The sequence below is a fragment of the Candidatus Methylomicrobium oryzae genome (genome assembly GCF_016745425.1).
Lineage (GTDB): Bacteria > Pseudomonadota > Gammaproteobacteria > Methylococcales > Methylomonadaceae > Methylomicrobium > Methylomicrobium oryzae.
Genome location: NZ_JAERVK010000017.1, coordinates 13616 through 35086, shown reverse-complemented (window position 1 = coordinate 35086; position 21471 = coordinate 13616). Strand labels below are relative to the sequence as shown.

Below are 21471 nucleotides of genomic sequence, written 5' to 3'. Positions count from 1 at the left end.
AACATTCGGGGCGGCGCTGATGGCGCTGGCCGCTTCCGCCGCATTATGCATCTGCCGATCCTGCCGGCGGACCATAATTTTAAGCTGGCACAGGGCCGCCGGTTCCGCTAAAGTAGACCCGAGCCGGCCGCTGCAAGCGCCCGCACAATGCCGCAACCGGCGAAATTTCGTCCAGTAAATCAAGGGAGAAAAAAATGGCAGGTAAACTGAAGACTCTCGTCGATTATGTCCTGATCGGCATCGTCGGCTTCGTGCCGATCGTACTGATCTTTCAAATCATCGTCTATGTACAGCGTTTTTTGAAAAACTTCGTGTTGCTGGTGCACGGCAGATATGACAACCCATTGATTACCGTGGCTTTGTTTGCCGCCGCAATCGGCCTTTTGGCCTATTTCGGCAAGCTGCTGAAACAGGACCGGGCGCATCTGCTCTACTACCTGGAAGCCTTGATCCAGCGTATCCCGGTCCTCAGCAGCATCTACCGCGTGACCCGCAAATTGTTGCGCCTGTTTCTGACTCGGAATGAATCCCAGCTTCGCGAAGCGGTCTATGTCGAATATCCGAAAGACGGCATGTGGGTGCCCGCCTATGTCACCAACCGGATCGGCGACTGCTATATCCTGTACATTCCCACGTCCCCCAACCCGACTTCCGGTTTTACCGTGATGGTTCACAAGTCCAAAGTGCGGCATTCGCGGATGAACATCGAAGAAGTGTCGAGTTTCGTGATCAGCGTCGGCGTCGACTTCGCCAGGCCTGAAGACGTCGAAACGCTGTATAAATAGTTTCGGAATGCCGGCGCAAGAATACGACGAGCGTCCCTTTAAGCAAAAAGGAGGGAAAAGATGTCGCATTGGCTTTTATTGCTGGAATTTGCCGGCCTGGCGCTGGTAATCGGGACCTCCGGCTATTTTCTTTCCCTCTACGGCGATGTGATCGCCGAGAAAACCGGCCTGGGCGGGGGATGGGTCGGATTTTCCCTGCTGGCCACGGTCACCTCCCTGCCGGAACTGGTGACGGGCATTAGCGCGGTAACCTATGTCGACGTGCCGGACATCGCGGTAGGCAATATCCTGGGCAGTTGCACCTTCAACCTGCTGCTGGTCGTCAGCCTGGATTTGCTGCACCGAAAATCTTCGGTTTTCACTTTAGTCAGCCAAGGCAATATTCTCTCGGCCGGCTTCGGGGTGATCCTGCTCGGATTCGTGGCGTTCAACCTTCTTTTACATCAGCACGGGTTTGACTTAAGCGTGCGGCATATCGGCCTCTACACGCCCGTGATGATCGTGTTTTACCTGATCGCCGTCCGCACGGTGTTCAGATACGAAAAGGTTCAACATCTCGAAGCGATAGAAGAAACCGTCGAACGGCATCCGGGAATCGGTTTGGGGAAAGCCGCGGTTTTTTACTGCATGGCTGCCGCCGTGATCGTCGCCGCGGGCATCCGTCTGCCTTTGACCGCCGAGCATGTCGCAGAGGCGATGGAGTGGCAGCGCAGTTTCGTGGGTACGGTGTTCGTGGCCCTGGCAACGGTGATGCCGGAAATGGCGGTCACGTTTTCCGCGTTTCGGATCGGCGCGCTGGACATGGCCATCAGCGACCTGTTCGGCAGCAACCTGTTCAATCTGACCATTCTCGCCCTGGATGACCTGGCTTATTTGAAAGGCCCCCTGTTTTCCGCGGTCTCGTCGGCACACCTGATTTCGGCCCAGTCGGCCATCATGATGACCGGGCTCGCGATCGTCGGCCTGCTGTACCGCTCCAACGCGCGGCTCTTCAAGACGGTCGGCTGGGTCAGCTTTTTCATGGTGGGAATCTTTATTGTTAACGTAACCGTACTGTATTTGCAGGGCCGATAACGGTTCGGATCCGGCCATCCTATGGCCGACGCAGCCAAGCGCCATCGAATCAGGCGCTCGAACGGACGGCTAACCGCCGGTAACCGAACGCGCTCGATTCACCGCTCGGCGAGTTCGGCGAGCAAATCCGACACCTCCGTCTCGCAGGCGCCGCAACCGGCGCAAGTGCCCGTCAGCCGGGAGACGGATTCCAGATCGTCGATGCCTTGTTCGACCAGTTCCCGGATTTTCTCTTCGGTCGTGCCGCTGCAATGGCAAATGAAATGCTTTTTTCCGTTACGCACAGCATCAGCCATCTTGAAACACTCCGCGGATCATTCGCGGGTTTCCGGATTTGGTAAGTTCGAGTCGAAATCGGTGCCGTCCATCGCCGGCGGTTCGAGCAGGTGATTCAGCCAAGCTTCGGCAGCAGCCCGCTGCTTTTCCAAAATAACATCCGGCCACAAGCCGAATGAAATAACCAATGCCCCGAATACGCAAAGGATGCTCAATTCGCGCGGACGCAGTTCCTGCAGTTGTCTGACCGCAGCGCTTGCCGTCGGCCCCATGAAAGCGCGGCGCGTAAAGGAGAGCATATAGGCCGCGCTGAGAACGGCGCCGGCCAGGGCGGCAATGGCCAGGCTCGGATGCGAGGTCAAGGCGCTGACGACCAGCAGCAGTTCGGCTGGAAAGCCGTTCGTTCCGGGTATGCCCAAACCGGCCAGCATGAACAGGAAGTAAAAGCCCGTTAAGCGCGGCATCACTTTAGCGAGTCCACCCATGTGAATTCTTTCGGTACTGCCGAGGCGGTGATGGATAAAGCCGGCGATTAGCATCAATGCACTCGCATCGACCGAAAAATTGACCAGTTGGAACAGCGCCCCCTGAATGCCCTGCATGTTCAGCGAAGACAGGCCCACGATGATCAGACCGATGTGGCTGATGCTGGCATAGGCCAGCAGGCGGCGAAAGTTGCTTTGCTGCAAAGCGACAAGAGCCCCGTAAATCAGCGTGACCGCACCGATGATGCCGAGCGTCCAGTTATATTCGACCGTCGAAGTCGGCGCCAGCGGCATCCCGAAACGGATAATTCCGTAAACGCCCAGCTTAAGCCCGGTCAAGAGTGAGGTCATCTGCGTCGACCCTTCCATCGCGACCGTCGGAAGCCAGGTATGAAAAGGCGGCAGAGGCGCTTTGACCGCGAAGCCGACCATCAGCAAAAAGAAAACCGCCGTCTCCAGGTGTGCGGATAGCGGCGTGGTCAACAACACCGGCAGGCTAAACGCCAGATCGTCGGGAATAGTTCCGTGAATCGCATCGACATGGTTGAACGCAAGCAGAATGATCGCAAACAGCAGCGCGACGCCGCCGAACAGCATGACCAACGTGTACTTCATCGCCGCGGCGCGACGGCCGGGGCCGATGCCCCACAGACCGATCAAAAAGAAGATCGGCGGCAAAGTCAGCTCCCAAAACAGGAAAAACAGCATCATGTCCATTGCAGTGAACACCCCCATCGTGATGCCTTCGAGCGCAAGCAACAGGGACAGGTGAAAGTGCGGCAAACGCTGCACCGAATTCCACGTCGCCAGCAAGGTCAGCAAGGTCAAGAGCGCGGACAACGGCAACAGCAGAATCGAAACGCCATCCACGCCGAGAAAATATTCGATATTCAATCGATCAATCCAGGCATGATGCTCGACCCACTGCAATTCATTACTGTTTTCCGACTGAAACCAGATCACCGCGAGCAACGCAGTAACTAGTTCCAAACCGGCAATCGCCAAGGCGCCCCATTTAGCAGCCTTAAGATTGCGTATACAACCGACGATGATGGCGCCGAGCAAAGGCAGCCAAATCAAAATGCTCAGCACCGGAAACTCTGCTGCATTCATGGCTGTTCTTCCTCGAGTTGAAACGGTCCGGATTGAGGCGATCCCGCCGATGGTCCGTGCGGCATCGAGCTATGGATCGGATAGCCTTTCGTAATCATCGACGCATCCTGGTCGACAAGCCGAAGCCAGGGGCGCATATAGAATCCGGTGCCGACCAACAGTACGCAGATCACGGCAGTAATCAGGCGTTCTTTCAAGACCGGGTGGTGTAAACTCGAATAGGGCTGGGCAAAACGCCGGGAACCGGCTAAAAAGACGCGCTGAAAAGCCCAAAGGATAAACGCGGCGGCCAACAGGTTGCCGGTCAAAATCGCAATCGCCAACAGCCAGCCATGCTCTTCGATGGTGCCCTCGATAATCAGGTGAGTCGCATCGAACCCTGGCGTGCCGGGCTTGACCAAGGTACTCAGCGCCGAAACCAGAAACAGCATGCCCAGGGTCAGGTTCGAATCAAACAGTCCGCCGAGCCTTGGCATGATCGCGGTGCCGGTCCGTTCGTAAATCAGGCCGACGCTGAACAGCATGCCAGCGGTCGCCAAGCCGTAGGCAACCGAGAGCATGATGCTGCCCTCCAGTCCGAAATTGTTAAAACAGAACAGCCCGATCACCAGAATCCCGGTCTGACTGAGCACCGCAAACGCCAGCAATCGCCGGATATTGATCTGCAGCAGAGCCATGATTGCGCCGTAGAATATGCTGAGCACCGCCAACGCCAGCACCAGCCCTGCCCAGTCTTCAGCCACGCCGGGCAAAATCGGCAGGATGAAGCGCAGAATCGCGAAAACCCCAAGCTTCAGCCCGACCAGAAAAATCATGCAACTGGCGACGGTGCCGTGTTCAGCCAGAATCGGGAGCCAACCGTGAAACGGAAACAGCGGCATTCGCACCGCAAAGCCGTAGAACAGCAGCACGAAGATCAAGGCCTCATCGTGCAAATAAGCACTGTTCTGCTTGATTGTCAGCCAGTCAAAGGTCAACGGATGCTCGGAGTCGATCAAACCGAATGCCAGCAGCAAAAAACCGGTCAGCGTCATCGACAAACCGCTGAGCCAGTATTGCAGAAAGCGGTCGACCGCCCAGCGGCGGCACTGTCCGGTTCCGGAATGCAGCGTCAGATACACCACCGGAATCATTTCCAAAACGCTCCACAGCCAGAACTGCATCACGTTCAAAGAGACAAAAGCGCCGATCAGCACCGTTTCATAGCCCAACACGCTGGCGACATAGAAACGGTCGCGATAGCGCGATTTCGCATGCGAAAAGGTATAGAGCAATACCAGAAAAGCGATCACGGCGGTCAGCGGAATGAATAGGATATTGACGCCGTCCACCCCTACCGTATAACTCATTCCCGCAAAACGAACCTGCTCGACCAGATTCATGCCCGAAACTTCCGCATCGAATACGGCGAGCAGATAAAGGCTCAACAATACAGTCAGGGAAGTGCCGACAAACCCGAACTGCAGGGCCATCTTCAACGAACGGGTGCAGAGTACGGCAATCATGGCCGCAAGCGGAATCAGCGTCATCGTCGTCAGGACCGGAAAAGCCGCCGTTTCAGGCCAGGTATTAACGGGAAATTGCATCAGGGCCTCAAAATGCGACCAGCAGGGTTATGAATATGAACAGCACCAGATAGCGCGGCCTTAAAATATAAGCTTCAAAACGATTGGCGGAGCGGCCGATCCGCCTGCCCAAAATCGTCGCATTTTTGCCGTAACCGCGCAGCATGAAGCGGTCTTCGAAAGCATGGATCAGCGCCGAGATCCATTCGGCCAGTTTGCCGGCCAGGCCACTGCCTTGCGCAAACAGGTCGGACTCGTTGTTCAGGCGAGCGCCGATTTTTTGCTCCTCGTATTGGGCCAGCGACGAGATCGCCCGCATCGCAGGAGCCGGGGAGCCTAAAATCCGGTCGATGATATAATCGTCGAAATATCTCAGATCATGAGACAGTCGTCCGATCGGCCTGACAAACAAGTAATCTATCGCGGAATCGAGCCAAAAACGCTGCAGCGATACGGTATAAAGCCGATAACTTCTGGCCAGCACCGAATTGACCGGTTTGACCGGATTGCCCAGGACATTGTGCATCAGCGATGGCGCGGCCAATAATTGATAGCCGCGCACGACCACATGGGCGCAAAGATGCCAGCTCGCCAATTGCCACAATCCCAGCCCGCACTCGAAAAACATCAGCCCGGTCTGAACCGAGGTCGCCGCGATCAATGAGGTTTTGACATCGGTCTGGGTCAATCCGAGCAGATAAGCGTAAATCGCGGTCGCCAGGCCGACCACCGCCAGCATCCCCATCGCAAACGCCGACATTTCGAACAGCGGCTCCAGCAGACAAACTAAAAAAACGCCCGCATGCACCATCACCGAGCCGTAAAAGGCCGCGCTCGACGGCGTCGGGCCTTCAAGCGCACGCAAAAGCCAGGGCGTAAACGGCAACTGCGCGGATTTGACAAATGCGGCGACCGCGAAACAGAACGCGATGCCGGTCGCTTCCCCGGGCGACAATTGCGCGGCAAGCGTATTCAATTTCATCCAGTCGATGCTTTCCGCATACGCGTAGCTGAGCCCGATTCCGATAATAAACGCCGCATCGCCGATCCGATTCGTAACGAAAACCCGCGTCGCATTCACCGCGGCGGCCGGACGGTCATAGGCATAGGCGATCAGCAGGTAAGAACACAAGCCGGCGACTTCCCAGCCGGCAAAAGTACCGACCGCATTGCCGGACAGCACCAGCCACTGTATGGCAGCCGAGAACAACGTCAACACGAAAAAAAAACGGTGAAAACCGGCTTCTCGATGCATGTAATTAATCGAGAAACGGACCACAATCGCGAGCATGATGCCGAATAAGGCGGCTACTCGAGGCCCAATCCCCTGTGTGACGAAATTAACCGGAATTTCAAACGTATCGCTTTGCAACCAGGTACCGAGATTGAACGAGCCCCGGTTCTTTCCGGCCAAATCGGCTCCGAACAAGGTCAAAGCCAATAGCGCGGACATTGTTACAGTCCAGAGCGCAATACCTGAGGTCAGGCTTTCTTTCTCTTCGCCGCTCCACCAGTCGAACAAAATGCCCAATCCCAGCATCAGGGCGGCGCCGAGAGGCAGCAAAGGAATCAAAATCACCAACGCATCCATCTTCAGACTCCTGCGGCAATCGGTTGCCTGATCAGCACCGGCGCGACCGGACCGGTCTGATCGCGGTACGCGGCCTGCGAATTTTCGACGGTCGCTATCGGCTTTTCTCCTCCCTGCCAGTGCACGAAGCCCTTGCCGCGTTCGAAGAGAGAAATGTCGCCGGTTGCAGGGTCGATCGCGCTCAAATGAATCCAGCCGTTCCCAATCAGTTCGCGAAGCGACGCCTGGCGCTGGTAAATGCGTTCCAAAACTGCAGTCTCGGCCTCCACGATCACCTGCAAACGCATCGGTTCGTGAATTTCAATCATCTGGCTCGGCAAACCGGTGCGAAGATCGCTGTTCGTGCCTTCCATCACCCCGAAAAGTCCCGTCACATTGTGAGGGACTTTGGTGCCGCAGCCGAACCGATCGTTATCGACAGTCGAAAAATAATATTCCAGATTGATCCCGGCACCGACCGGTCCTACCGCCAGCAGAATATTTTCGATGATCAGCCCTTCGGGATCCTGGGTCGGATCATAGGAAATCAAGAACATTCGGCGATCGAAAAAAGCCCCCTGGGTCACCGCACGGCGTCCGATCAGCGCACAGGCATTCGTTGCATGTCCCAATTCCGGGCGTGCCTGGGAAAAGTCATCGGCGCGTTCTTCGATATGCTCCAATGCCTGTTCCAGTGTCGGATTACGGGGCGCGGAGGCCAGTCGACGGCAGCGTTCGTGGGCGGACTTGCCGCGTACCTCTGCCAAAATTACGTCAAGTTTCCGCCAGGCCGCGTGGAAGACAGACGGCACATCATCCTGGTCGAACCAGAGGATTTCCTCGTTGCAGGTATTGTGTTCGGCCCCGATAAACCAGGTGTCGGACGGTATGTGGATACCCCGGTCACTCAGCAGCGCGCGGATTTCCTGGCGATTTGCCATTGCCGCGAACACTCGCGCATTCGGGCCGCCGTGCCGCCCGCTGCAGGCGCCGCAGTCGTATGCCGCGCGATGAGGATTGTTCTGGCTGCTCGAACCGTGCCCGACCAGCACAACCAGCGGCGCAAAGCCATGGGTTAAACCAGTGCTTTTCAAAAATCCGGCTATCCGGTCCGCTTGCTCGACGTCGGTAAATCCCGACTTCGGAAGTTCCGGCGTGGTCGCCTCTTGCTCTGAAGCGGTAAACATCAGTCGCGTCGGCACGGCCGGAGAAAGCGCTTCGGCCAAACGGCCCAGCAAGCGGCTTTGCAGTTTCGGAAACAGGGATTTGGCCAACACTCCCAACAGAGCCACCGGCGCAAACGCGTCGATCAACAGGTGAGCGGATAACACACTGCGTCGTACCTCGTGATGCAGCAGACCGCTGATCTCCTGATTCAGCCTGCGTCCGTCAGAATGCCGCCGTAAACCACCCTCGCAGCCGGAACGGCCGACTTCCCGAACTTCATTGGCAGGCGTCACGACAATCGGGCACAGCGGCGACGTTTTTGTATCATCGAGCCCTTTGTAATACATCGGAATGCCGAAAAAACCGGCCGCTCCGAGCGTTTCGATGGCGGGGCTCACTTCTTCGAGATGGCGTCGGAAACTTTCCTCACGCTCGTCCATGCAAAAGATCAGCTGCGCTTCCGGGCGCCGGTTGCGGTTTGCCCAGCGTCCTCGGCCCCGATTGGCGCTCAGTGCATGGAACAGCTTTTCCCGGTAATTGCGCTCGTAAGCCGCCAGCCAGATCTTGCCGCGCCGTGCGAACGAAAACCGGTCCAACAGATTCAGCAGTGCCTGGACCTGCTCGGCCGGCAGCGCTTCGACCATTTCGCCGGTCATCCCCAGGTGCTGGCAAAGCCGGAACAGTCGCCAACCGCTGCTCCAGTGATAATGCCGGGCTTCATGCCGTGCCAGAGGGCTCAATTGCCAGGTGCGGATCTGATCGGAAAGCTCCTGCCATTCCTGTTTGAAATGGCGTTCGGAGCGGGCGCGCAGGATCAGGGCCTTGGCTTTGTGTGCGAGGTATTCGGGCAGCTCGCCCTTGAACAATTCGCTGCGCACCATGAATTCGGAGAGGTTTTTCCTGAAGTAACTTTCGATCGAAATCAGCTTGGCCTCGATTCTCCAGACGTCCCGGCAAATCTGGCCGAGCCAGAGCCTGTCGTAGATCAGGCGGATCGCCAGATAATCGGCAAGATGGATGTCCGCATGGTTGGGAGTCCGGTAGCGGGGATGGTGCTGCCGCCAATTGATCATACCCGACCAGCCCGGAAGCTCCAGCGCCAGCCGTCGCAGATAACCCGGCCATTTGGCAGAGGGAAGCTGCATATAGAGCAACTGTTCGATGATCGCCTCGACCGGATCGTCCGGCAACTGCTCGACCAGCCCCGCCCAGTCCGGCAATTCCAGAAAAACCGGATTCACATCGCAACGAAACATTCTGCACCAGCCGGCGTAAAGGCCCAATGCCTCGCGTTCCGGCAATTGCCAGGGCGCGAGTCCTTCATCCATCGCTGACGCACAGATGCGGATCAACTGGGGCTTGATCACGTCGAGAATATTGATTCCGGTAATTGCCTGAATGAACCCGCCCACGGTCAATCCGTCGCCGACTTTCGCCAAAAAACGGCTCAATGTCGAGCCGGCTTCCTCCCGCATCAACTCATGCAGGGATTGATGAGCGCCGTCCGGTTGATTCTGCATCGCGAAGGCCAGCCATTCTTCGGCCTGTTCCTGAGACAAATCGAGCAGGTCCTCGGGATGCGGAATGGTCTCGTCGAGATTCAATTTGGCAACGACGCGGTTCCACAGTCCGACGACCAGTTTTTTTTCGCAGGCCGGCGAGGCCTCCTTACCCAACAGCGCCGTTTTGACCACCTTCGGCACATCTTTTTGTATCGATTCCAGGGCGTCCAGTTCTTGCATATTCCAGTTGAGCTGGCTTTCGGTAATCGGCTCCAGGTCGAACAGCAAGGCGATCCGGTAAATATCCCGGCGGAGAATGGTTCGGTCTTTAACTTTACAAATGACGGCGTCGGCATTCAAATCGGGCTCATGCCGCAGGGCATCGGACAGATCGTCCTCGGTAATTCGGCCTTGCCGATAATATTCGCGGAATTTGCTCTCGGGCAGATAGCCGTGAATACCGGTAATCCGCTCTGCTTCTGCCAAGGCATCTTCGAAAGGCAAATGCTGATAGCCGTGCAGCGTATTGTGATGGACAAAATCGAGAATCGGCGCCTGGCCGGGCAAAACATGATCCAATTCGTGCAGAATGTGGACGACTTTCTCGCGCAGCAAAGCATTGCCGAGTTGGGGTTGGATTTCAGACATCAAAGAAAGCTCCTGCACGCCGAAATCCTAAGGTGATACTAAGGTATAAAGGTGGGTAATCGTTGCTTCCGAGAGCGCAATCAACGGCTGCGGCATCACGCCCAGAATTACGATGCCGCCGACCAGAATGCCCGCCGTCAACATCTCGGGCCCGGTCAGGTCGGCAACATGCTGCATCTTGGCCTTGACAGGTCCGGTGAACAGCAAGCCGACGGTCCGTATCGCGTAAGAGGCGCTCAATAAAATGCCAAGACTAAATAAGGCCATCCAGCCGCCCCATTGTTGGAAACCACCGGCAAGCGCGTGCAGTTCGGCTACAAAACCGACAGTTCCCGGCAAACCCATCGCAGCAAACAAGGTCAATGTCGTAAACAGCGCAAAACGCGGGGTCACCTGTACCAATGAACTGTAATCCTGAATGTTACGGGTATGCGTTCTTTCATACAGCAGACCGACCAGCAGAAACATCGCCGCCGCGATAAATCCATGCGCGGTCATTTGCAGAACAGCCCCGGTCATGCCGGTTTCGTTCAGCGACGCAATGCCCAGCAACACGATGCCCATATGGCTGATCGAAGAATAAGCGACCATCGCTTTCAGATCGGTCTGCCGCCAGGCCAGCAAACCGCCATAAATCATCGCGATAAGCGCCAGAATCACCAACGCCGGCTGAAAAAATTGCGCAGCCTGCGGCAGCATCGCGATTGCTCTCAATAAACCGTACGCCCCCATCTTCAGCAGGATGCCCGATAACAAAATGCTGACCGGACTGGGCGCTTCGACATGAGCCAGGGGCAGCCAGCCGTGCAAGGGGAAAATCGGCATTTTTACGCCGAAGCCGATGATCAACCCAAGCAGTATCAGCAACTGCTCTGTCCTAGACATCGAATAGGTCGACTGGCTCAGCGATGCCATCAGCGAGCCGCCGGACTCGAGATCGTACTGGCTGATCGCCAGCAGGCTGATCAGCATGAAGATCGAGCCGCCCATCGTATACAGCACGAAATTCAGACTAGCCGCATGGCGCCGGCTCCCGCCCCAGTGTCCGATCAGAAAAAACAAGGGGATCAGCGTGACTTCCCAGAACACGTAGAACAACGCCCAATCCTGGGCCAGAAACACACCCAACATGCCGAATTCGAGCAGCAGGAGGCAGAAATAGTAGCCCTTGATCCCGTTTTTGATCGTGTGGGATATCAACAGGGCGCAAAACGACAACAGTGCCGCCATGAACACCATCGGCATCGACACCCCGTCCACACCGAGAGAATAGGCACTCCCGACGTCGGGGTTCAATATGAAAAATTCGCTGAATTGCAGTTGGGACTGATTCGCATCAAATTGAAAGAGCAATCGGCAGGCAATAGCGAGCGTCAGCAGTGAAAATGTATGCGCGATCCAGCGGATCGAGGCAGCATGCTGGCCCGATGTGATCGCCAGCAGCAAAGCGCCCACTGCCGGCGTCCAGAGCAAAATGCTGAGTATTCCCATCTCCGATGATCCTTAAGCCGCCCAGGCCCGCCTGAAAATGTTTGCCAACCCGAGCAGCCGGCATGCTGAGCTTGCGCCGGTTGCTTCAGCCGGCGCCGATAACGGCTCGGTTAGACTTCTCTTCATCGAATCCATGCTTAATCAATTCTCTACGCCGGCAAGTTAGGCAAATTTAATAGCAAACTCCGTTATTTCGATCAAGCACCCGAAAAATCAGCATCAGCAGCAAAAAGCCGGTTAAGACTTTTTCCGAAAATAAATTATCTGAGAAGCTGAGGGAGGACCGTTTCGTTAAAGCTTCTGCATTTTACCCGATATCATGCTGCAATTCAGTTCAAATCAACCGACAAACGGTTTTTTTAACCGCACCTTCGACACTTCATCCGCTGCCTCTAAGCTGTAAAATCAACAATTTAGATTGCGGCATGAATAATGCTAGAACTTCGACAAGAATCAGTTTTCGAACTGATTTTGCTATTTGACGCGGCTTTGTCAGCGCCCTGTTCGAAGGGCATGAAAAAATCGCTGCTTTTTATCAAGGCAGGCAATCGATAAACGCCTGACGAGTAACCAAGCACCTTTAGGTTATTCCTCAAGTCAAACCGGTTGTTATTCGCCTGACTATTTTTCTCGAGGTTTACAGTCTCAAGATGACCATTAGCGCACCGCATCGACACGTTCCCCATCCCTCCGTCTCCGATAAGACGATATCCACGTTCAATTTGGACGCTGCCATCGATCATATCTCGCATTGGCTTCCGACCCAGGGCCCGATCAAAGACTTCATTCACCACAATACGCTGCATTCGGTTCAGCAGCACCCCTTTCATGAAGGCGTCGCGCTGGCGGCCCGGATTTTCGGCGCCCGCAGCTATTTGCCGCTCGCCGATTACCAGAAACGCTACCGGCAGGGAAGAATCGCCGATGCGGCGATCGATTGGGCGATAGACCAATCGGCAGCCTATATCGAAGACATCGAAAAATTCCGCGACTCCCTATTTATCGAGGACTACCGCAGTCATTATCCGCCCGTTTCGCTTGCCAACCAAGGCATCCGCAATACTTGGCTGACGCAACTGGAAGTCGATTTGAACGCTCTGACGCATCCGGTCCTGTTCCGTTTATTGGCAAATTTTTTAGATCAAGGCATCAGCCGCTGGACGCTCTCTCAAGATGGAGAGCGATTCTGGGATTGCCTGTGGCGGCTCGTACACAACAGCCTGTTATCGCTCCACCCTTTCCACGAACCTACTGTCCGTACGCTGCTACTCGAAAAACCGGAACGAGTCATCCTAACCTGCCTTGACCGAATCGTCGGCGACGAACAGCTTTACGAACAATATCTTCTCGAAATGCTGCTCGCCCATCCGGGCTGGTCCGGCATGGTTCGTTTGGTCGAATTGAATCCATCCGCGCTGCTGGCGCGCCGAAACATTTCGTTGAAAGAATTGATTGCCGTCGAACTGGCCTGCGAACTGGCATTCCTCTACTTAAAAAAAGGCCACCGATTCGCGAACATCGCTCAAACCCCTAAAGCCAAAGCCGCCCCGCTCTTGAACGACCCGCACTTCAAACCGAAAGTCCCTTTACGCCTGAAAGTCTGGCATGAAGCGATGGAATGGACGTTACATTCCGAACTATTGGCAGCCTTGGCTTCAGAGCCTCCGGCCGGCGCGACAAAAGCCGCAACGCTCGCGCAAGCGTTGTTTTGCATCGACGACCGCGAGTGCTCGCTGCGGAGGCATCTTGAAGAATTGAACCCGGCGATCGAAACCTTCGGCGCGGCCGGTTTTTTCGGTATCGACTTCCTGTATCAAGGCATCGACGATGCGTTCCCGGTTGCGCAATGCCCGGTGATCATCCAGCCGAAGCATCTCGTACGCGAATCGCGCCTTTCGGTAACGCAAGACAAAAGGAAAGGCGGCGGCGAATTGCAGCACTTGCACGTCAAAGGGCACTCACTGTTCCGCGGTTGGCTGTACACCCAAACGCTCGGCATCGGTTATGCGATCAGGCTGGCCTGGAACGTGTTTCGACCTGGCGGCCGCTTGCCCGATATCAAAAAATTGAGCGAAGTCGCTGCGCACACGCATCTGCATCTGCTGCGCGAAAGCGATACGCCGACCGAGGACGGGCGCATGCTCGGATTTTCGCTCGGAGAAATGGCGGACCGGATCGAGGGGCTGCTCCGCAACATCGGGCTGATCAAAGACTTTGCGCCGCTGGTCGTGGTGGTCGCGCACGGTTCGACCAGCGTCAATAATCCGCATTTTGCGGCTTACGACTGCGGCGCCTGTTCCGGCAAGCCAGGCGCGCCGAATGCGCGCGCCTTCGCCTGGATGGCCAATCACGAAAAGGTACGCGCACTGTTGCGTGAGCGCGGAATCGACATTCCCGAAACGACCCGGTTCATTGCCGCGATGCACAACACCACCCGCGACGAAATGACCTATTTCGACGAGCATCTCTTCGAGCAGCAGCCGGCCAGCGGCTTGCAGGCCTTCAAGGATACGATGCAACGCGCCCTCGAACGCAACGCGCTTGAACGCTGCCGCTGGTTCGAGTTAGCGCCACAAAGCCAAAATCCTAAAGCGGCGCATGCGCACGTGAAAGGCCGCTCGGTATCGATTTTCGAGCCGCGCCCCGAATACAACCATTCGAACAATCTGTACTGCATCGTCGGCAAACGCGCGTTGAGCCGCGATTTGTTCATGGACAGGCGAGCTTTTCTGCATTCGTACGATCCCGGCAACGACGATCAAGGTCTGATCTTAGCCCGAATTTTGAACGCGATTATTCCGGTTTGCGGCGGCATCAACCTGGAATATCTATTTTCGCGAATCGATAATTCAGTCTACGGGGCCGGCACTAAGCTGCCGCATAACGTGATCGGCTTGCTCGGCGTAGCGAACGGCGTCGAAGGGGACTTGCGCACCGGCCTGCCAAATCAAATGATCGAAGTGCACGAGCCGGCACGCTTGCTGATCGTAATCGAGCAGACACGCGAAATCATCGACAAAGCCTTGGGACAAATCGGCAGTTTACGGGAATGGCTCGACAACGACTGGGTCCGTTTCGGCTGTCTCGAACCCGGCAGCCATGCAGTCTATTTTTACCGCGCACAAGGCTGGGATCGCGTCGGTTTTGAAGACAGCGCGCCAACGCCGTCCGCACCCGACTCCGAAGCCGCCTTCTCAGGACAAACCCATACGGTGCCGATCCACAAACTCGTGACAGAACGGAGCCCATCATGAATACTTTATTGCTGGCTTGCCAGTTCTTGCCTTTGCTCGGCTTCATCGGCATCTTTCTGACGCCCAAGGACCGCAAAACCTTTGCCCAATACACCTACTGGAGCGCGGACGAAAAAAGAATCGCCGCCATCAGTTACGGGTGCACGGCCGCGCTCGGCATCAGCATCGCTTCGCTGCTGGCGTTATGGGCGCTGGACGGTTTTCCGCGCTACGAATACGAGGCGTTTACGCTGTATGAAAAAGGCGATTACCGCTTCCCGGTTTTGTTCTATCTGGATAAGGTCAGTGCGGCCTATTTGTTCTGCACCTGGATCATTTTCTCGATCATCGTCCGCTACTGCCGCAATTACCTGCACCGGGAAGCCGGCTATAAGCGCTTTTTCCTGACCATTTTCGCGTTCGTGTTCGGCCTGATCATGGTCATCCTGGCCGGCTCGATCGATACGCTGTTCGCCGGCTGGGAAATCGTCGGCGTCTCGTCCTTCCTGCTGATCGCGTTCTACCGCCATCGCCCGCAGCCGGTCCGCAATGCGTTGCGCGCCTATACGATCTACCGTTTTTGCGACATCGGCCTGCTGCTCGGCGCCTGGATGACGCACATGCTTTTCCATGAAAGCGATCACTTCAGCCAGATTGCCCGGCTGTTGGAACACGAAGCGATGCCGCCGGCCGGCTACGGCGCGCTGTTGCTGTTGTCGCTGCTGATCGTGATGGCCGCCTCGGGCAAATCGGCGCAATTCCCGTTCTGTTTTTGGCTGCCGCGTGCAATGGAAGGACCGACGCCGTCGAGCGCGATCTTCTACGGCGCCTTGTCGGTGCATCTCGGCGTGTTTTTACTGCTGCGCACGATGCCGATCTGGACCTATCATTTCCCGAGTCGCGCGATCGTGTTTCTGATCGGGTTGATGACCGTTTGCATCGCCACCTTATCGGAAAAAACCCAATCGAACATCAAAGGCCAGATCGCCTACAGCTCGATCACCCAAGTCGGCTTCATGTTCATGGAACTGGCGTTCGGCCTCGAACTCCTGGTGCTGGTGCATTTCCTCGGCAATGCCTTCTTGCGCTGTTATCAGCTGCTGGTGTCGCCGTCGATCGTCGCGCATTTGTTGCGCCTGGAAGGCTCGGCCGACACCGAGTTCTACATCAAGAGCAATTCGCTGCGCGAAAAACTGCCCCTGTCGATCCGCGACACCTTGCCGGGCGTGCTGCGCAACAGCCTGTACGTGTTTTCGCTGCAGGAAGGCAACCTCGAAATGCTGATGCGCGCCTTATTATGGGATCCATTGAAGAAAATCGGCGCCAAGATGAACAAAATCAGCCCCTGGATCAAAGGCTCGACCGCGCTCCTGATTTTCGGATTGTTCGTGTTCGTCGCCGAAGCGGAACTGCTGCATTACCAATATCTCGCGCTTCCTGCTTCGATCGCGATGGTACTGGCCACGTTAAGCGGCTTCAGCCAAAAACACAGCCCTTTCAGGACCTGGAACGATATCGCGCTCAGTTATTTCTTTGCCTGCACCGCGGTCTGGTTCATGGTCAATTCGGCCTGGGACGATGCGCTGCTGTTCCTGACCGGCATCGTGCCGGCCTGGCTTTTAGGTCTGGCCGCACTTTATTTACTGCTCAAAGCGGAAAATTTCGACGAAATGCCGTTCGCCTACCGCGGTATGGCGGAAAGTAAACCGCTGTTGTCGCTGCTGTTGTTTCTGAGTTTCTTGGGTCTGGTCGGTTTCCCGATCACGCCGGCTTTCGTCGGCGAAGACCTGTTGCTCTACCACGCCAGCAGCCAACAACCGTGGTTCGCGGCGCTAATCGCTTTCTCGTTCGTCGTGAACGGCATCGCGGCCGCGCGTATTTTTCTGCGGTTATGCATGGGACGGCCGGTGGAATTGAATAAATAACCGGAATTCAACTTTTTGATTCAATAATAGTCTGGCAGCGAAAACGCGTATCAGCCCGCAGCCAGACCGCCAAATCCACACCATCAACCTAGCTTTGCGATTTTATGGATGAAGTTTTCAGGCATGAAATTGCAAAGCCTCTTCAGTTCGGGAAGTCGCCGTCTGATCCCCTCCCTCTTAAGCGATATCCCCCTTAAGCATACCCCTTAGATTACGCTGTAGATTCTTCCAAACCGGTAAACAAGCCAAATCATTACAAAATATCCTCGACTGGGAAGCGGGTCTTTATCCTCATCCTTTGCCGGTAACCGCTTAAGACGTATCGAGAAATTAACGCAATCCCCAACTGAACCTTCCGTGGTTTTCAATATCTAGAAATTGTCGCTTTCAAGGATTTACCGTTGTATGATCTTCTTGCCCGTTTCATCGTATTAAATTTCCCCGGAATCTTTTTTTCGGTGAAACAAGATTCGGCTATTTAATTTTTGGGAGGAATCAATAATGAACAAAAAACACCTCTTTAACCTATGTGTTCTAACCGGCACCCTGCTGTCGACGCAACCGGCCCATGCCGATACGCACACTTATCTCTCCGGTTTTACCTCTAAAGTCAATCAGGGATTTTTCAATACGACCACGGGATGGATCGAAATTCCCAAAAACGTCGTCAATATCAGCCACGATCAAAATATCTTCGTCGGTTTTAGCTGGGGGCTGCTGCGCGGCACGGCACATGCGGTCAGCCGCACCCTTGTCGGTGCGGCGGAATTAATTACCTCTCCGATCCCGACCGACGATTACATTACGCCTCCTTACGTCTGGGAACGCTTTAGCGAGGACACACGCTATTTCGGGGCGCATTATCCCGGTTTCTGGACGACTTACGGTCCATTGGACGACGGCGACGACGATTAGGCCGCGCCGGTTCCCATCAGCTCATCGTTGCTCACTACTGCGGTTGATTTGGAATTAAGAGGATAAGATCATGAACAAACACTTTTTTTACTTGCCCAGCGCGGTAATTGCCACGGCACTTGCCGGATGCGCGCAGCCGCCCCATAAAGACATTCCGCTGCTGACCTCGGAAGCAGACGCCGCCGTCCTCGGGGATTACGGCCAGTCCATCCATCACGAGGAACTGGCCGAGGAAAATCTGGAAAAGGCCGTCAAGGTATTGAACCACTGGAAAAACGATCACTACTGGAATATCGAGGAAGGGCAGCATGCGATCGATTCGGCCCGGGCCGCCTCGCAGCACCGCCTGGAATCGGAAAAAGCGCTCTGCCAGTGGCTGACGGCCGTCCACAGCCCCAACCACCACATGAGCGAGGTTGCGCAGCATGCCGCCGCCTATTTCAAAACCGGCAGCGCCACCCCTTACCGAACCGATCAGCGAGCCATCGCGATCATGGGCCGGTACCTGCAATCGCATCCCGATGCTTTTGCCGATGTGACAGCCTATACCGATACAGTGGGCAATCAAGCCAGCAACCAGGGTTTGGCGGAAAGACGTGCCGAAACGGTTGCCAGGCTGCTCGTCGAGCACGGCGCAAAATCCGGGCAACTGCGCGTCAAAGCGATGGGCGAAGCGGAAGGCCCTGATAATACGCCGAGCCAACAGCATCGAGTGGTGATGATGAGTACCCTCCATCCGGGCTACCAGGACTGCGCCGGTTTAAAATAAAACCGTCTTCCTGCCCCGCGCCTGTTCAGGCTTTTAAGCAAAAACCAGAGGAAAGCGGCGTGGGGCACAAGCCGCTGAAACTGTAAAGATTTGAACTTTATCGTATAACGCCTCGAATTAATCTTGATAATGTCTTACCCACAACGTCTCATTTCAGCCCCAAAACGGCCTTACCGGGCCGCGCCTTTATCGGCAGGTTATTACTGGGTAACAGACAGTTTGGTTCTACACTATAAAAAAAGCCCTCTGCCCCCTCTGCTTCGTTCCCAAATAGCTTAACGATAGGCTTCTATTTAAAGAAATCAACCCCTTGTCCGCGAGCGATTTTAGATCCGATCAATTTTTCCACCAGACGCAGCGCGCTATTTTCTTCTTCCGAAACCAGAGAAACCGCAAGTCCGCCTCGGCCTGCCCGTCCGGTACGACCGATACGGTGCACGTAATCGGCGGAGGAGCGCGGTAATTCATAATTTACAACATGCGGCAACTGGTCGATATCGATCCCCCGCGCGGCGATATCGGTAGCGACAAGTACTTGGATTTCCCCGGCTTTGAAATCGGCCAAGGCACTGGTTCTCGCTCCCTGACTCTTATTGCCGTGTATGGCCTTGGCTGCAATCTGCGCGGAATTCAACTTTTCGGTGAGTTTATTGGCACCGTGCTTGGTGCTGGTAAACACCAAAACCTGCCGCCAGTCATTGTGCTTGATCAACTGCGTCAAAAACGCGGTCTTCGCCGTCTTATTGACCGAGTAGACTACCTGTTCGACGGTGTCGGCCGCCGCGTTTTCAACCGCGACTTCGATCTGCACCGGATTGATGAGCAGTTTTTGCGTCAATTTGCGGATTTCCGGCGAATAAGTTGCGGAAAACAGCAGATTCTGCCGCCTCTTGGGCAACAGCGCCAGAATCTTGTGGAGATCCCGGATAAACCCCATGTCCAGCATGCGGTCCGCTTCATCCAAAACCAGAATCTCGACCTGATTCAATTTGACCGCATTCTGCGCAACCAAATCCAGCAGACGCCCTGGCGTAGCGGTCAAAATATCGACGCCGCCGCGCAGCCGCATCATCTGCGGGTTGATCTTAACACCACCGAATACGACGTCCGATTTTAGCCGAGGCAGTTGATGCGCGCCGTATTTGGTTACCGATTCGCCCACTTGCGCCGCCAGTTCTCGGGTTGGGGTCAAGATAAGCGCCCTGACCGGACGGTTACGGTCGTAAGGCTTATCCGCCAGCCGATGGAGGATTGGCAGGGTAAAGCCGGCGGTCTTGCCGGTGCCGGTCTGCGCGGCGGCGAGCAGATCGCGGCCCGATAGAACCGCTGGAATGGCCTTTTGCTGTATCGGTGTAGGCGTGGTATAGCCTGAGTCGCTGACCGCGCGCAACAGGGGCTCGGAGAGGCCGAGAGAAGAAAATGGCATAGAAAATCTCAATAAGAAGGAACTCAAGTCCCAGGATAATTAAAAAAACGGAGGAAGATGATGGCGCGGCTCTTTTCCTCGCACAGAACATAAGATCCTGTCCAATGCTAGGTGCCGCGCTCCAGGGTAGAATGAACAGATGATGTTCTTTGACTGATTTAACCGTTTTGCTAGCGGCGACCGCCCTTTCTGCCGCTAGTGTCTTCAAAACTGACTCGGAGCGGCTTGCCGCTATAAGGCATGCCGTTAAGTTTAGCTATTGCGGCTCTGGCTTCATGGCCTTCCATGCCGATATAGCCAAAACCCTTGCATTTGCCGCTGAACAGATCGGTAATAATTTCAATGGAATGGACTCTGCCAAACTCCGAGAACAATGCCGTTACACCGGCTTCGGTCGCGTCGCTGGGCAAATTTCCCACAAATAATCTTTTCAATAGAAGTCCTTAATAGGGGATAGAAAAGCTGTAGCCGGTCAATTTGTAAATCCGGGATACAACAGGGTGGAGTGCTACGCTGATGGAGGCGTCACAGGAGAGGCAAATCATCAGTTTGCTTGAATCCCCTGGACAAGCGTAGCGAATTCTGGATAGAAGAGAGGCGCAAGGATTACTTTCCGCGCCCCATCCAATGCCTCAGATAGAAGAATAGAGGGGATTTGAACGACTTGATGTCAGCAACAACCGGAAGATTGCGCCTAACCCTTGGTCATCCACAACAATAACTAAACAACTACAATTTAGCTATGAAGTTCGAAACGGTCTCGATTATATGACATTCACTAACCGGACAGCAATTTAATCCTATGATTTAATTTAATTCGCGTCCCAAGGAGTGCAAATCACTCTTATTTGGGGTTCAAATAAAACCGCCTAAATATCAAGCTTATGCGATAGATACTGACCATTTTATGCGGACAATGGCGGCATACGATACAGGACCGCACAATAATTCCGATAATTTTAATCGGAATTAAATCGTGGGCTTTTTTCAGGACATGATATGATGCCGGCTCCTGAACTTCGCAAATTGTTTACCGCTACAGCTCAGGAATATTCATAAAAAAAATAAACAGAGGACACTATGAAAAAAATCACATTGATCGGCGCCGCTTTAATGGGTTTACTGAGCGTTGCGGTAGTTGCGGAAGAACACGCCGACGAGGCTTTGAAACATACAAATATGGCGATCCAATATGGAAAGGCCGAACATAACGCTATTTTGACCACACACGCAAAAGAGGCATTGATTCACGCGAAAGCGGCCGCGCGGGTTGCCAGTGGCGAGTCGAAAACTCATATGGATGCCGCCGTTAAATCCCTGGAAGCCTCTATCGAACACGGCAAAATGAAAGGAAAAGACCACGCAAAAGCTGCAACCAAAGCCGCTGAAGAAGCGGCGGCCCACATTAAAGCCGGTAATCAGTAATTTGACTGCACGTTTTAAGCCGCTCTAAGATGAGGTTTTCAGACGGAACCCAAGCCTTTTCTCGACCGCTTCTCTGCGGAAATGCCGCTAAACACGAAACTC

15 protein-coding genes are annotated in these 21471 nt (G+C 55.0%); 7 read left to right on the top strand and 8 right to left on the bottom strand.

Annotated elements, in window-relative coordinates; all coding sequences use genetic code 11:
• Positions 1–194 precede the first annotated feature (194 nt).
• Positions 195–785, top strand: coding sequence for a DUF502 domain-containing protein (locus JJL52_RS17300; RefSeq protein WP_202053747.1), 591 nt, complete (start codon positions 195–197; stop codon positions 783–785).
• 60 nt (positions 786–845) lie between these two features.
• Entirely contained in the window at positions 846–1859 is a 1014-nt protein-coding gene (locus JJL52_RS17295; RefSeq protein WP_202053746.1) for a sodium:calcium antiporter, read from the top strand.
• 98 nt (positions 1860–1957) lie between these two features.
• Here the strand turns inward: JJL52_RS17295 and JJL52_RS17290 are convergent, their stop codons facing one another.
• From JJL52_RS17290 to JJL52_RS17265, 6 genes are read right to left on the bottom strand one after another with little or no spacing between them, the layout of a single operon-like run.
• Positions 1958–2155, bottom strand: a complete 198-nt coding sequence (locus JJL52_RS17290; protein ID WP_202053745.1) for a (2Fe-2S)-binding protein — start codon at positions 2153–2155, stop codon at positions 1958–1960.
• A gap of 18 nt (positions 2156–2173) precedes the next feature.
• A complete protein-coding gene (locus tag JJL52_RS17285) occupies positions 2174–3733 on the bottom strand; it encodes a complex I subunit 4 family protein (RefSeq protein WP_202053744.1) in 1560 nt (519 codons plus the stop codon).
• Positions 3730–5319 (bottom strand): complex I subunit 4 family protein, encoded by a 1590-nt coding sequence (locus JJL52_RS17280; RefSeq protein ID WP_202053743.1) that lies wholly within the window; start codon positions 5317–5319, stop codon positions 3730–3732. Before JJL52_RS17280 ends, JJL52_RS17285 begins: the two co-directional genes overlap by 4 nt.
• 7 nt (positions 5320–5326) lie before the next feature.
• Positions 5327–6889, bottom strand: a complete 1563-nt coding sequence (locus JJL52_RS17275; RefSeq protein ID WP_202053742.1) for a proton-conducting transporter transmembrane domain-containing protein — start codon at positions 6887–6889, stop codon at positions 5327–5329.
• Positions 6890–6891: 2 nt separating this feature from the next.
• On the bottom strand, positions 6892–10185 hold the full coding sequence (locus JJL52_RS17270) for a DUF2309 domain-containing protein (RefSeq protein WP_202053741.1): 3294 nt from the start codon (positions 10183–10185) through the stop codon (positions 6892–6894).
• A 27-nt stretch (positions 10186–10212) separates the two neighbouring features.
• Complete coding sequence (locus JJL52_RS17265) at positions 10213–11676, bottom strand: complex I subunit 4 family protein (protein WP_202053740.1); 1464 nt, start codon at positions 11674–11676, stop codon at positions 10213–10215.
• Between the two features lie 650 nt (positions 11677–12326).
• Here JJL52_RS17265 and JJL52_RS17260 point away from each other — a divergent pair.
• The 4 genes from JJL52_RS17260 (at position 12327) to JJL52_RS17245 (ending at position 18518) form a co-directional block, all read left to right on the top strand.
• A complete protein-coding gene (locus JJL52_RS17260; protein WP_202053739.1) occupies positions 12327–14930 on the top strand; it encodes a YbcC family protein in 2604 nt (867 codons plus the stop codon).
• Positions 14927–16834 carry a proton-conducting transporter transmembrane domain-containing protein gene (locus tag JJL52_RS17255; RefSeq protein WP_202053738.1) on the top strand — a complete coding sequence of 636 codons (1908 nt, stop codon included), beginning with the start codon at positions 14927–14929 and terminating at the stop codon, positions 16832–16834. The genes JJL52_RS17260 and JJL52_RS17255 overlap by 4 nt, the downstream gene beginning before the upstream one ends.
• Positions 16835–17335: 501 nt before the next feature.
• Entirely contained in the window at positions 17336–17749 is a 414-nt protein-coding gene (locus JJL52_RS17250) for an exosortase system-associated protein, TIGR04073 family (RefSeq protein WP_202053737.1), read from the top strand.
• 70 nt (positions 17750–17819) lie between these two features.
• Positions 17820–18518: an OmpA family protein gene (locus tag JJL52_RS17245; protein WP_202053736.1), complete on the top strand. Its 699-nt coding sequence runs from the start codon at positions 17820–17822 to the stop codon at positions 18516–18518.
• Between the two features lie 289 nt (positions 18519–18807).
• Here the strand turns inward: JJL52_RS17245 and JJL52_RS17240 are convergent, their stop codons facing one another.
• Together JJL52_RS17240 and JJL52_RS17235 are read right to left on the bottom strand one after the other, a co-directional pair.
• Positions 18808–19944 (bottom strand): DEAD/DEAH box helicase, encoded by a 1137-nt coding sequence (locus JJL52_RS17240; protein ID WP_202053735.1) that lies wholly within the window; start codon positions 19942–19944, stop codon positions 18808–18810.
• 170 nt (positions 19945–20114) lie between these two features.
• A complete protein-coding gene (locus JJL52_RS17235) occupies positions 20115–20378 on the bottom strand; it encodes an RNA recognition motif domain-containing protein (protein ID WP_202053734.1) in 264 nt (87 codons plus the stop codon).
• 646 nt (positions 20379–21024) lie between these two features.
• Here JJL52_RS17235 and smbP point away from each other — a divergent pair.
• A complete protein-coding gene (smbP, locus tag JJL52_RS17230) occupies positions 21025–21369 on the top strand; it encodes a small metal-binding protein SmbP (RefSeq protein ID WP_202053733.1) in 345 nt (114 codons plus the stop codon).
• Positions 21370–21471 lie beyond the last annotated feature (102 nt).

Excerpts from the sequence above, each read along its gene's own strand:
- JJL52_RS17300 (WP_202053747.1), top strand. The coding sequence starts at position 195 with ATGGCAGGTAAACTGAAGACTCTCGTCGATTATGTCCTGATCGGCATC.
- JJL52_RS17295 (WP_202053746.1), top strand. The coding sequence starts at position 846 with ATGTCGCATTGGCTTTTATTGCTGGAATTTGCCGGCCTGGCGCTGGTA.
- JJL52_RS17290 (WP_202053745.1), bottom strand. The coding sequence starts at position 2,155 with ATGGCTGATGCTGTGCGTAACGGAAAAAAGCATTTCATTTGCCATTGC.
- JJL52_RS17285 (WP_202053744.1), bottom strand. The coding sequence starts at position 3,733 with ATGAATGCAGCAGAGTTTCCGGTGCTGAGCATTTTGATTTGGCTGCCT.
- JJL52_RS17280 (WP_202053743.1), bottom strand. The coding sequence starts at position 5,319 with ATGCAATTTCCCGTTAATACCTGGCCTGAAACGGCGGCTTTTCCGGTC.
- JJL52_RS17275 (WP_202053742.1), bottom strand. The coding sequence starts at position 6,889 with ATGGATGCGTTGGTGATTTTGATTCCTTTGCTGCCTCTCGGCGCCGCC.
- JJL52_RS17270 (WP_202053741.1), bottom strand. The coding sequence starts at position 10,185 with ATGTCTGAAATCCAACCCCAACTCGGCAATGCTTTGCTGCGCGAGAAA.
- JJL52_RS17265 (WP_202053740.1), bottom strand. The coding sequence starts at position 11,676 with ATGGGAATACTCAGCATTTTGCTCTGGACGCCGGCAGTGGGCGCTTTG.
- JJL52_RS17260 (WP_202053739.1), top strand. The coding sequence starts at position 12,327 with ATGACCATTAGCGCACCGCATCGACACGTTCCCCATCCCTCCGTCTCC.
- JJL52_RS17255 (WP_202053738.1), top strand. The coding sequence starts at position 14,927 with ATGAATACTTTATTGCTGGCTTGCCAGTTCTTGCCTTTGCTCGGCTTC.
- JJL52_RS17250 (WP_202053737.1), top strand. The coding sequence starts at position 17,336 with ATGAACAAAAAACACCTCTTTAACCTATGTGTTCTAACCGGCACCCTG.
- JJL52_RS17245 (WP_202053736.1), top strand. The coding sequence starts at position 17,820 with ATGAACAAACACTTTTTTTACTTGCCCAGCGCGGTAATTGCCACGGCA.
- JJL52_RS17240 (WP_202053735.1), bottom strand. The coding sequence starts at position 19,944 with ATGCCATTTTCTTCTCTCGGCCTCTCCGAGCCCCTGTTGCGCGCGGTC.
- smbP (WP_202053733.1), top strand. The coding sequence starts at position 21,025 with ATGAAAAAAATCACATTGATCGGCGCCGCTTTAATGGGTTTACTGAGC.